This window comes from Sphingomonas sp. SORGH_AS_0438 (assembly GCF_031453475.1).
Classification (GTDB): domain Bacteria; phylum Pseudomonadota; class Alphaproteobacteria; order Sphingomonadales; family Sphingomonadaceae; genus Sphingomonas.
Window position 1 is genome coordinate 1,873,223 of sequence record NZ_JAVIZS010000001.1, and the last position, 11,779, is coordinate 1,885,001.

General features: G+C 61.9%; 12 protein-coding genes. 2 read left to right on the forward strand and 10 right to left on the reverse strand.

Annotated features, from left to right (window positions below):
* Positions 1-350: 350 nt before the first annotated feature.
* On the reverse strand, positions 351-2,927 hold the full coding sequence (locus QE452_RS08690) for an HWE histidine kinase domain-containing protein (RefSeq protein ID WP_309658650.1): 2,577 nt from the start codon (positions 2,925-2,927) through the stop codon (positions 351-353).
* Positions 2,928-3,105: 178 nt separating this feature from the next.
* Between QE452_RS08690 and QE452_RS08695 the strand changes: the two genes are divergently transcribed.
* On the forward strand, positions 3,106-3,750 hold the full coding sequence (locus tag QE452_RS08695; protein ID WP_309658649.1) for a response regulator: 645 nt from the start codon (positions 3,106-3,108) through the stop codon (positions 3,748-3,750).
* A gap of 123 nt (positions 3,751-3,873) precedes the next feature.
* On the forward strand, positions 3,874-4,824 hold the full coding sequence (locus QE452_RS08700) for a GAF domain-containing protein (RefSeq protein WP_309658648.1): 951 nt from the start codon (positions 3,874-3,876) through the stop codon (positions 4,822-4,824).
* Between the two features lie 246 nt (positions 4,825-5,070).
* Here QE452_RS08700 and QE452_RS19070 read toward each other — a convergent pair whose 3' ends face one another.
* The 9 genes from QE452_RS19070 to QE452_RS08740 all read right to left on the reverse strand — a co-directional run bounded on the left by QE452_RS19070 (position 5,071) and on the right by QE452_RS08740 (position 11,775).
* Positions 5,071-5,418: a DUF6538 domain-containing protein gene (locus QE452_RS19070; protein ID WP_405052793.1), complete on the reverse strand. Its 348-nt coding sequence runs from the start codon at positions 5,416-5,418 to the stop codon at positions 5,071-5,073.
* 259 nt (positions 5,419-5,677) lie between these two features.
* Positions 5,678-5,989 carry a hypothetical protein gene (locus QE452_RS08705; protein WP_309658647.1) on the reverse strand — a complete coding sequence of 104 codons (312 nt, stop codon included), beginning with the start codon at positions 5,987-5,989 and terminating at the stop codon, positions 5,678-5,680.
* Positions 5,986-6,603: a hypothetical protein gene (locus tag QE452_RS08710; RefSeq protein ID WP_309658646.1), complete on the reverse strand. Its 618-nt coding sequence runs from the start codon at positions 6,601-6,603 to the stop codon at positions 5,986-5,988. Before QE452_RS08710 ends, QE452_RS08705 begins: the two co-directional genes overlap by 4 nt.
* An 830-nt stretch (positions 6,604-7,433) precedes the next feature.
* Positions 7,434-8,297, reverse strand: coding sequence for an MBL fold metallo-hydrolase (locus QE452_RS08715; protein WP_309658645.1), 864 nt, complete (start codon positions 8,295-8,297; stop codon positions 7,434-7,436).
* 20 nt (positions 8,298-8,317) lie between these two features.
* A complete protein-coding gene (locus tag QE452_RS08720) occupies positions 8,318-9,079 on the reverse strand; it encodes a glucose 1-dehydrogenase (protein ID WP_309658644.1) in 762 nt (253 codons plus the stop codon).
* A gap of 11 nt (positions 9,080-9,090) precedes the next feature.
* Entirely contained in the window at positions 9,091-9,618 is a 528-nt protein-coding gene (locus tag QE452_RS08725) for a phenolic acid decarboxylase (protein WP_309658643.1), read from the reverse strand.
* 35 nt (positions 9,619-9,653) lie between these two features.
* Positions 9,654-9,956: a DUF3861 domain-containing protein gene (locus tag QE452_RS08730; RefSeq protein WP_309658642.1), complete on the reverse strand. Its 303-nt coding sequence runs from the start codon at positions 9,954-9,956 to the stop codon at positions 9,654-9,656.
* Positions 9,957-10,022: 66 nt separating this feature from the next.
* Complete coding sequence (locus QE452_RS08735) at positions 10,023-10,868, reverse strand: SDR family oxidoreductase (RefSeq protein WP_309658641.1); 846 nt, start codon at positions 10,866-10,868, stop codon at positions 10,023-10,025.
* A 118-nt stretch (positions 10,869-10,986) separates the two neighbouring features.
* Positions 10,987-11,775, reverse strand: coding sequence for a class III extradiol ring-cleavage dioxygenase (locus QE452_RS08740; protein ID WP_309658640.1), 789 nt, complete (start codon positions 11,773-11,775; stop codon positions 10,987-10,989).
* Between the last annotated feature and the right edge of the window lie 4 nt (positions 11,776-11,779).

Genomic DNA, 11,779 nt, shown 5'->3' on the forward strand with positions numbered 1-11,779 from the left:
ACCGTGCCCCGGGAATCAACCTAAAGATAGTGCCGAAATAGCGCGAGCGGGCGACGGTCGAGGAGCTGAAGACCGAGTTGAAGGCTCCGCATTCCTCCACCTTGTCTGAGGCCGAGGAGGCGATGGTGCAGTATTACGCCGTCACACCCCGTTGCCGCTGGACAACTGTCTCTATGCGTTGCAGTCGTCGATCCCGTACCTGACCAGGTCAGCGTGCCTCGCGCAACAGCCAGGTGCCCCGCGAAGCGCGGCCAGACGCCCGAATGGCGGAAATCCGTAGGCTCAATGCGGATATGGAGCGGGTAGAGAAAACCGACAGCAAACCGCCATGTCTGTAAGCAGGGGTAATTCTACGAGTCGCCATGTTGCCCAAGCACCTGCCGATCGCCCGGAAAGACCGCGATGAGCGCCGAGATCAACGCGGCTTCACCATAGGGCTTTTGGAGAACCGGGACATGGGCGTGCCGCTCGGGGAGGCGAAGCTGCTCGCCATAACCGGTCGCGAACATGAAGGGGATGCCGTTCCTCAGCAGATGATCGGCGATCGGAAGGCTGTCAGCCTCCCCGAGAGCGAAGTCCAAGATCGCCAAGGCGGGGGCGCAGGTTCGTATCCGATCAAAGGCGTCCGCCACCGTCGCCGCGATCACGACATTCTTGACGCCGACCCTCGACAACAGGGCATCGGCATGGATGGCGATCAGGAGGCTGTCCTCCACAAGCAGCACGGTCCCGTCGATCCTGGGTGCGACGAGCGCTTCACCCGGGCGAACAGGAGCGGCGGCGCTTGTGCCGGATTGTCCGTCCTGGGGGGTGCTGACGAAGCGGGGCGGTATGACGAAGCGCGCTCGGACACCGGACGCGTCGAACGAAAGGGTAGCGGTGCCGCCGAGATCGTGCGGCACCAATCGTTCGAGAATGGTGGTGCCGAGACCATGCCGCCGATCGCCCCCTGAAACGGGGCCGCAGCATTCGCGCCAATCGACCGCAAGGCCGCCGTCGCCGTCGCGTTGCCAATGGATATCGACGCGACCACTGGCCAAGACGGCCCCATATTTGCAGCAATTGGTCAGGAGCTCGTGGAGGACGAGCGAAAAGGTCACATAGGCCGCGGGCTCCAGCAGGATCGGCGGCCCCTCGATCTGAAAGCGGCAGGCACCCGCATATTGATCGGCCTGATCCTCGATCATCTGGCGCAGGTCGGCCGGTGCCCAGTCGTAGCGTGCGATCTGGTCATGCGCACGGGCGAGCGTGCGGATTCGCGCCTCCAGCACGGTGCTGCCTCCATCATCCCATGAACCCTCTCGGGATTGGGAGATCAGGGCGCTGACGAGCGTCAGGATATTGCGCAACCGATGGTTGAGTTCCGCGATCAACACCTCTTGCTGTCGAAGCGCCCGCTGTCGCTTCGTCCCGGCCGTCCCCGCAAGCTTGAGCACGACCTCGATCATCGCGACGCGCAAGGTTTCGGCGGCCGCCTGTTCGTCGGCCGTGAATGGACTCGACCGCTGTCGCACCTCCTCCTTCCATGCGGCGAAACTGGTCCGGGGCGACAGGCTGGCGGCGGAGGCATCCGATTTGAACGCGTCACCGGGGTCGCCAGCCCAGGTCACCGATCGGATGCGCTCGCGCCGGAACAGCATCAGATAGTCACCGGGTTCCGTGCTGATCGGGATGGCGATCAGACCGGCCGCCCCCCGGTCCGGCGCGCAGGCCTCGGGCAGGTGGGATATGAGATGATCCGATATGAAAATCTCGTCCCCCGCAAGGGAATGCAGGTGCCGCGCGATGGCTGGCACATCCCCCACGGCGGGCGCGATCCCGCTTGCCGCCAGGCGGTCGCCGACCTGCACCGCCACCCCGTCGCAGGGAAGGATGTCCCTCAGCATGACCATCAGGCGGTCGGGATCGGTCAGCAGGCCAGGATCGGCGGCGATCGACGCGAGCAGTTGGGCACCGGTGCGGCGTGCCAGCGCCTGTCTGGCGGCGATGGCCTTGCGCATGCGGTTTTCGAGACGCAGCGAGAACATCTCACCGAACAGTTCGACGACCGTCCGGAGATCGAAAGCCAGGCATCGTGGGCGGAAGTGATGACAGGCGAACAGACCCCAGAGCCGACCTTCCACGATGATCGATACCGACAGCGAGGCGGTCACGCCCATGTTCCGAAGGTAGCGGATGTGGACGGGCGAGACGGCGCGCAGGACCGACGATGACAGATCGAGCGCGCCGCTGTCTTTTCGGTCGACCGACAGGATGGGCACTGGCGCCTGTCCCACATCGACGATGAAGCGGAACGGGTTGCGAAGATAGAGCGCGCGGGCTTGTTGCGGGATGTCGCTTGCCGGGAAGTGCAGCCCGTGAAGCGGCGCGACACCGTGCCGGACCGATTCCGCCACGACTTCGCCGGACCCGTCCTGGTCGAAGCGGTACGCCATCACCCGGTCAAACCCGGTGAGAAGATGCATCTGGCGTGCGCCTTGCCGGACAAACGCATCCAGATCACGCTCGGCATCGAGCCTGCTCGTCATCGAGCGGACCAGGCCTGCCACCTCGGCGATGCTGCTCCGTTGGTTGGGCTCGGCCTCGAGGATCGCGAGGTCGTCGGAATAGTGGACGGCACAGTCGAACAGCCGGCCCGTCCCGAAGAGATCGAGGCCGAAGATGCGCTCCAGACAACCGGTGCCCTGGACCTGTGCCAGTCGGTTGCGCAGGCTATGGACCGCCTCTCGGTCGAACACATCGTTCAGCATCGCGCCCAGCAGCGTCGATGCAGGCTGGCCGAAATGCTCCTGCACGTTGTCGGACGCGCTGACGATGAGCCAGTCGGATGTGATCGCAAGGAGGAAGCCGAACGCCTGGATCGCACCAGGACGGTGGATCGGTTCCCGGTCACAGGCAGTCAGGTCGGGCAGGACATTGATGTTCAACGCAATTCCCCAGCAGCCATGACCGGATCGCCGCTCCATGATCCGGCCCATGTCCTTCGATGAAGGATCGACGTCTAGAAAATGTTACCCGGCCAGATTTGTCATAGACGGCGCCTAAAATTTGGTGATTTGCCGGCGGCGCGATGAAGTGCAACTCGTTGCAAAGGTAATTTGGACCATGAATGACGTTTCCAAGCATGCTATTGTCCATGTCATTGATGATGAAGCAGGTTTTAGAATAGCCGCTGCCGATTTGATCGAGGATATCGGATATTGCGCAAACCCTTACGGCAATGGCGATGATTTTCTTGATGCAATCGGAGATTGTGCGCCTGGCTTGATCCTTCTCGACATGAAGATGCCGGACCGTTCGGGTTTCGATGTCCTGACCGAGCTGTCCCGGCGCGGTTGCGATTGGCCGGTCATCGCGATGACGGCTTATGGCGATATCCCGATGGCGGTGCAGGCCATGCGGCTGGGCGCGTATGACTTTGTGAGAAAGCCCTTTACCCGCCACAGACTGGAAAAGCTGCTCGCAAGGGCCCTTCAAGATTGGGCGGATCGGGAAACAATTCGCAGCACCGAAGATATGGCCCGACAGAAAATCAGGGCTTTGACACCGCGCGAACATGATGTTCTCATCGGCATAAGCGAGGGAAAGCAGAACAAGGCGGTCGCGTTCGATCTCGACTTGAGCATCCGAACCGTCGAAATGCACCGCGCCAACATGCTGGCCCGCCTGAACGTGAAGACCGTTCAGGAGGCGACGGCTCTTCTAATGCTATCATCCAGGCGAGCTCATCCGAAGGGCATCGACAAATAGACGTAGTCTTCTAGGCCGGCATGACATTGTGATCATGCGAGGCGAACGGGGTATACCGTAGTATCCACAGCTTCATTTGTCATCTCCCTTTAATAAATTCGTAATGCGAGAAGGGAAATGGCGATGACACGGGTTCTTATCATCAATGATTCCAATGTCATGGGCACAATGCTGCGCGATGCGATCGAAGCGCATGACGGACTCACGGTGGTCGGATCGACCAGAGGTGCGGATGAGGGCCTGACGGTGATTGAGGAATGCGGGCCCGATATCGTCCTCATCAATCTTCTCCTGCCCTATATCGACGGGGCGCGCCTGCTCTCGATGCTCGCGTCCCGTCCCGCGCTGACCAAGGTCGTCGTTTCATCCCAGATGCGCTCCAGAGTGGAGCAGAAGCTGGTCGCACTTGGTGCGAGCGCGTTGCTTGAGGATGGATCGGTGACGAGCGACCCGGCCGGATTCTGCAACACGCTCTTGTCCGTACGCCAGACCGATCTCGCGCAACGCAGCCCGTCGTCGCGCGGCCAAGCGGCAGCGCAGCACTATCTGCGCGTGAGGTCCGAGGGACGTTTTCCCATACCCGGGGATGAAGCGCTCCGCCTGCAGAGGCTGGCCAAGCTCCAGGTCGCCAATGACGATGTCGACCCATGCCTCGATATCATCGTTCGGCGACTGGCCGATCAGGTCGGATTTCCCTTTGCCGCCGTGTGCGTGATGGATGCGGAAAAGTCATGGTCGAAGGCGGCTCTCGGTTTTTCGCGCGGCGCCTATGCCCGGGATCAAAGCCTATGCGCCCACACGCTTTGTGCAGCCGAACCGACGATCGTGACGGACGCATCCACCCATCCGGTGTTCCGTCAGATGGATCTGGTCACCGGCGATCCCCATATCAGATCCTATGCCGGCGTACCGATCGTCGCGCCGGACGGCCTTCGCCTCGGCACCTTGTGCGTGGCCGACAGCCGCCCCCGGCTCATCCCGGACCACGTCGTTTCCGCTCTCCTCAGCGCAGCGGGAATGGCCGCGGAGTTCCTTGAACTGGAAAACACAGGCTGGAGACGGACAGCGGCCTAAGTGTCTGATCCTACGGTGTGATGGTGCGGTCCTTCCGTGTGAAAGGAAGGCCGCCGTACCCGCGAAGTTCGCGGCCACCTTACTCGCCGACATGGCAGTCAGGCGGGCAGCGTGGGAATTCCTCTAACAGCTGAAGGCCGTGTCTTACCGCATCCACACGATCCTGACTTATAACGGCAACCCGTTCGGCGAGCCGGCTCGCAACCGAAACACCGCCTGGTCGGGCCAAGTGCGCTTCGACATGATCTACATACCGCACCAATGCCGTAGAATTGCCCTGTCACTTAAGTGCTGTAATGACTTCAACCTCCTGCCCTCCGACATGCCCTTCGAGGACCTTGAGGAGGGAAGCAGAAGCTTGCATAGACGGTCGTGGCGTCTCGACATGCTCTGGTTTCCAGGCACCGGAGATGCCTCTACCGCCCTTTCTAAGGGTTTGCCTCGCCTCTCCGGAGCCCTCGCATCCATCATCGCGCGATCAAAGGCTTGAACGTAGGCGGGGATCAGTCGCTTGGCTTCCACGCGGTCCTTCGTTCGAAGCGACTCTATCCACTCACGCTTACCGGCGAAACGATTTCGCTCACTCGTCGGAATGGCTCGACGGAATAATAGGTGCCACCTTCACGCCGATACAGGAGCGTGCCCATGCCTTCACCCTTGCTACATGTGTAGCAGACAACCGCATCAGATGGCTGTTTTCGGTGCTTTCCGCAGCCGAAACAGCGACTTGCGTAGGGTAGTGCCCCACGGGGGACAAAACTGGGCACTCAGATCATTGGAAAATTTCGATCAGTCGCCGGCAATAGAAATGGAGGAGGCCATGATCACGCTGTTTTAAAACTCCAGCCGGCGCTCAGTCCCTCGCGTCGCGCGGCGCTTCCAACTCGGCCAGTTTGACAGGATCGTCAGCTGATAGCGCCTCTTCAAGATACAAGCTGCGGGCGATGTTGCGCACCACCTCCTGCGCTTCGCCACTGTATCCCTCTGCTATAATCGGAAACGCATCCATCAGCTCGCGAAGAAATCCTTTGTCCATCTTTTCCAGATGATCGGCGAGAGATTCGGTCATCTTCACGGCAGTGTCGAGATTGAGCTCCTCCTCACCAGTCAACGTCAAGAAAACATAATATTCTGCGATCAAGCTCGCAACTTGCATAGCAATCATGGCTTGACTACCTTCACCTGGATGTTGGTGACTTTCACCTTCTTGAACAACTTCGGTGCTTTAGCTTTCTGAGCAGGAGTAGGAACCTCCCACGTACCGATCAGGCGATGTTCTGCCAGCACCTCCGATTGTCGCAAGAGCTGGGCTCGGGCGCGGGGAGCATCGACCACCTTCCATTTCCGGTCGATCACGTAATCGCCCTGAATGCCGTCGAACTTGACTGGCCGCTTCGAACCGTCCGCCATTGTTCGCATCAGCGTCGGCGCCCGACCGGGCTGGGCACCCGTCGCAGCGTCGTTGTAAGCCTTCCAGGGCTTTTGCGACTTGGTCGTCTCCGTTACCCAACCGATCTGCGGCGGATCAAAGGTCGTGCGCGGCCTCGCCATGCGTAGTCGGCGCAATGCGGCCGCCTTCGAAAGCGCCGCCCCCGGCGCTGCCGCCAGCGCAACGTTCCCGGCAACTGTCCCCGCTACACGACCGATATCCCGCGCCGACGCATTGGCGACGGCGCTTGCCGCACGGGAAGCCTGGATATGGGCGGGCGTGTCCTCGGCAGCGATCGCAGCATCAATCATACCCGCGATACCGCGACCGGCGTTGCAAACGGTGGTCACCGGATTCGTCGTCAGCGTAGCGCGGACTCCTGCCACCGTTTCTGTCCCAACGTCGTAAAGTCCTTCGCCTACGCCACGACGAATTCGGTGACAGGGTTCGGCTGGTTGCCGGGCCGCGATCCCTCAACGGGCTTGGGCTTTACTTTGGGCGAGGCACGATTCACCGGCTGCTGCCATCTCTCGCCGCCGTTTCAGCACGTGACGTTCCGGCCTTTGGCAATGCTGAATTCCTCGACTTGCTACGATCCCATAGAACAGGGACGGGATCAGGACTGGTCGGAGCCCGGCGTTTCTGACTGCTAACCGCGTCGGTCCCGCTCGCACCATAATGGCGTCCTGCGCCAGCAAATGTGAACCGGCCGTCCTCCGGATCGTGCCACGGATTGAATTTGAGTTCGAGACCGTCAGGCCTGAGCGCAGGCGGCAGCTTGCCGGTTCGCAGCCACCATGGAAAAAGCGCTCGATTGCTTGCTGCCAGAGGTTTTGATCATGCTGCCCCGCCTTGACATCGCAGAGAGAACATATGTAGAACAGTCTACAGAAAGTCGAGCCGGAAATACGACAACCCCGCGTGCTGGTGCCGGCATTTGTCTTCTATGAGGTGCGATTTCATGAGAGTGGTGCCCCTGGCCGGATGAAACTGGGCACTCCGATCGCTGGGAAATTTGGGTCCCACGGCGCTGAACCGCCATGCGGTGTTCGCCCGTGATGGTAAATGCCCCCTCCTACGCCGTCTTGTAGGGATATCAGAACGGGAAAACCTTCTACGTCCCAATATCTCTCCCAAATGAGTTTTGGAAAAATACGAGGGCGTCCATCACGGGCGTGCGTCAGATCACCGCCTCGCGATCACGCAAGGACTCCGGCCAGTCGCCGTCCCAGCGATAATGATCCTTGAGGATGCGGGCGCTATATTCGAGGCAGATCCGCACCGGCAGGTCTGGGTAAAGCCTGTCCATCCATGCAACGAGGTCGGCGGCATCCGCGCAACGTTCCAGTTCGCGGATGAAATCCGTCAGATACCGGCGGGTGAAGCCGATGCCGTCGGGATCATAGGGGCGGGTGTTGGGCGCATGTCCGGGAATGATCGTGGTGGCGCCCAATACCTCTAGCCGGTCGAGCGTTTCGAACCACGCCTGTCTCTCCTCGGGCGTGCGGGCATCGGCGACCCAGACATGCGCGTCCGAGAAGACGGTATCCGCGGCAATCAGCGTCTTGATCGTCGGAATCCACAGCGCGGCCGCATGGGCACAGTCGCCGCGCATCAACCCCAGAATCTCGATCGTCTCGCCATCCACCGTCAGGTTCGTCTGGTCGATGCGCTCGACCGGCACCGCCGTCGTCGCACCGTTGCGGCCGAGGACGGTATCGCGCCAATGCTCGATCTTGAATCCGAACGCGTCGTTCACCTCATCGGCGGCGTCTTTGTACGCCATCACGCGCGCGCCAGGAAACGCGGCCTTCACCACTTCCAGCCCGAGATAATGATCGGGGTGCATATGGGTGATGAAGATTTGTGTCAGGTCGCGGTCCACCTCGAGTATCTCGGCGACGAGGCGATGCGCGTTCGACAGGCTGAACTGGGAATCGACCAGCAGTGCCTCAGTCGGCCCATACACGATGGTCGATGACACGCCGAAACCGTTATGCTGATCGCTGCTGACGAAGACTTTGGTTTGCAGGGAAGACGCCATGGTCTTGTCTCCTATGGAAATCAGTGGGAGGTCTGGCCACCACCGACCACATAGGTCTGGCCGGTGACGAAGGACGCGGCATCGGAGCTCAGATATAGAACAGTCGTCGCTATCTCCTCGGGCCGGGCAGCGCGACCGATCGGGGAATTCTGAAGAAGCTTCTCCTTAAAGGCGGGATCGGTCAGCCAGCGTTCGGTCATCGGGGTCGCGACGAGGCCCGGTGCGACGGCATTGACGCGGATGTTGCGGGTCGCATAGTCGAGGGCGGCCGCCTTCGTGATCCCCACCACACCATGTTTGGCGGCGACATAGGGGGCCATGCCGGGATCGGCGACCAGCCCCGCCACCGATGCCGTGTTGACGATCGCTCCGCCGCCATTGCGCAACATCTGGGCGATATGATATTTCATGCACAGGAAGACGCCGCGCAGATCGACGGCGATCGTGCGGTCGAAATCCTCGACGCTCATATCGGCAAGATCGGCGGTGCGGGGCAGAAGCCCCGCATTGTTGAAGCCGATGTCAAGGCGGCCATGGGTGTCGATGGCCGCCTGCACCAGCCCCTGGACCGATGTGTCCTGGCTGACGTCGGTCTTGACGAACATCGCCGATCCACCGGCGTCGATAATGGCCGAGGCCGTGTCGGCAGCGGCATCGTCGAAGTCGCCGATGACGACCCTGGCACCCTCACGGGCAAAGGCGATCGCGGTGGCGCGGCCGATGCCGGTGCTCGCCCCGGTGACGATCACGACCTTATCCGTGAAACGGGACTGGTGGGACATGGCGACCTCCCTCAGTTCGTGCGATCGAGGAAGCCGTCGGGAAGCTGTCCCGGCGCGGCATTGATCACGTCGTCATTGTCGGGGCCGCGCTGCTCCATGAAGGTGATCTTCGCGAATTCGCCGATGATGACGTACGGGTAGGCAGGGCCCTCGTCGCGGAAGCGGTTCATGTCGGGGATGAAGTCGTTCTGGTAGCAGATCGTCTTTTCGGGATGCTGGCCTTCGCCCGCGATCCATTGCGGGAAGAAGATCGTGCCGTGGATCAGGCGGCGTTCGATATCGAAATACAGGCTGACGCAGGTGCCGGTCGGCTCATGCCAGTCGGCCTTGTACATGCCCGGCGCAAGCTGGACGAGGTCCATCGTCTGGTTCGTCACCCAGCGACCGCCGACCAGACCCTGGTGGATGCGATAGTCGCAGGTGGTCGCGTTGCGGGCATACCATTCGTACCGCCAGCCATTGGCATAGGTGTAGATGAAATGGTTGCCGATGAAGGCGGCGAGATCGTTGGGCAGGTCGAGGCCGAGGTCGGTATTCATGTCGGTTCTCCTTGTGGCTTGATGTTTCGAGAGGATCAGGCGCGGCTCTGCGCCGCAGCGGGCGCGGATTTCAGCCGTTTCATGAAGGTGCCGATATGCGGTTGAAGCTCAGCGAACGGCGCGTCCTTGCGGTGGCGGAGCAGCACTTCGGTGAAGAGCTTCAACCCGATCGCGAATTCGGTCGCTTCATCGGCGGGGACGACACCGCGCGCGGATATTTTTTCGATAATGTCGAACAAGTCGTCGTGATTGACGATGTCGGTGTGGACCCGGCGCCCGGTGGGCGCGCCTGACGCTTCGTCAAGCGCCTCCAGCGTAACGCGAAAGGCATGCGGCATGGCTCTGGCTTTCGGATAGTCGTTGCGGAATCGAAACGATCGGGTGATACCCGACCCGCTTGGCGATCAGGCCAGCGAAGCCCGCACGGCGTCGGCCAGCGGGGTGGTCGGCCTGCCGATCAACCTGGAAAGCTGGCGACCATCGTCGAACAGCGCGCCCTTCGAGGCGGCCACGTCATATCCCGCGATCGCCTGTGCCACTCCGGCGGGAAGGCCCGCATCCTGCAACCGATGCGCATAGTCGTTCGGCGGCAGATCGTCATAGGCGATATCCCGCCCCGTCTGACGGGTAACCTCGGCGGCGAGATCCGCCAGCGTCCACCCATGGTCGCCAGCCAGTTCATAGGTCTTGCCGACATGATCCGGGACGCTGGCGGCGATGGCCGCCGCCTCGGCATAATCGGCGCGGGAGGCCGATGAAATCCGGCCTTGTCCGGCACTGCCGATCAAGGCGCCCACCGCGAGCGCACCCGGGATCGCACCCGTGTAATTCTCGGTGTACCATCCGTTGCGCAGCAGGGTGACGGGGATGCCGGACGCGGCAAGTGCGGCTTCGGTGTCCCGATGCTCGACCGCCAGGTCGAGCGACGATGTGTCCGCATGGAGCAGGCTGGTATAGACGATCCGTCCGACGCCGGCCCGTTTCGCCGCGGCAATCACGTTGCGATGCTGCGCGCTGCGCTGTCCCACTTCACTCGACGAAATCAGCAACAGCGTCCTGATGCACGACAACGCATCGGCAAGCCTATCGGGCGTGGCATAGTCGAATGGCCGCACGGAAACGCCGAGCTTGCCGGCCTTGTGCGGCGATCGTGCCAGCGCGACGATGTCGTCGATCGCGACCCGCTGCTTGAGTGCGGCAATGACGAGGCGACCCAATTGTCCGGTCGCGCCGGTGACGGCAATGGTCATGATTTGCTCCTCCAGTCATAACAGGCAATGGGCGGGAGATGTGACGATCGGGCCCCGGGCGAACCGGCATCGCGCCCTTTGGCGATCGTCGGGATCATCTCACGTCTCCTCGTTGCGATCAGCCGAAGCGGAAACCGGAAATGGCGGTTTCCAGCACGCGCTCGCCATAGATCCGCTCGCCGGGTGCATCGTCCCCCGCACCCGCCGCTACCATCAGCGGCAGCAGATGCTCCTCCTTCGGATGGGCGAAGCGGGCGGCGGGGGCGTTTTCCCACGCCGCAAGCGCCTGCGCTCGGGCAGGTCCGGGCTGGCGGATCGCGTCGCCCAGCCAAGCGTCGAACGCCTCCGACGGGACGGTGGAGCGCGGGTCACCATAACCGCGCATGTTGTGAAAGCTCATGCCCGAACCGATGATGAGCACGCCTTCATCGCGCAGCGGCGCGAGAGCGCGGCCGGCTTCGACCGCCCGAGCGGGATCGAGCCGATGGTCGATCGACATCTCCACCACCGGAATCGTGGCGTCGGGCAGCATCACCTTCAGCGGTACGAACACGCCGTGATCGAGGCCACGGTCGGGATCGACCGACGCAACGAACCCGGCATCGCGAAGCAGTCCCGCCGCCCGCTCCGCCAAAACCGGGTCGCCCGGCGCATCGTAGCCGAGCCGATATGTATGGGGCGGGAAGTTGTAATAGTCGTAAATCAGCGATGGCCGCGCCGCGCCGGTGAAGGCGAAGCCGTTCGTTTCCCAATGTCCGGAGACCACCAGAATGGCTCGTGGCGCCTCGGACAGCCGGTTGGGCAGGTCCCGCAGGAACTTTGCCATATTGGTCCAGACACCGGCGGGGTCGTCCATGAAGAAGCACGGACCACCACCGTGGGGAATGAAGAGGCTGGGCTGTCGCATGGTG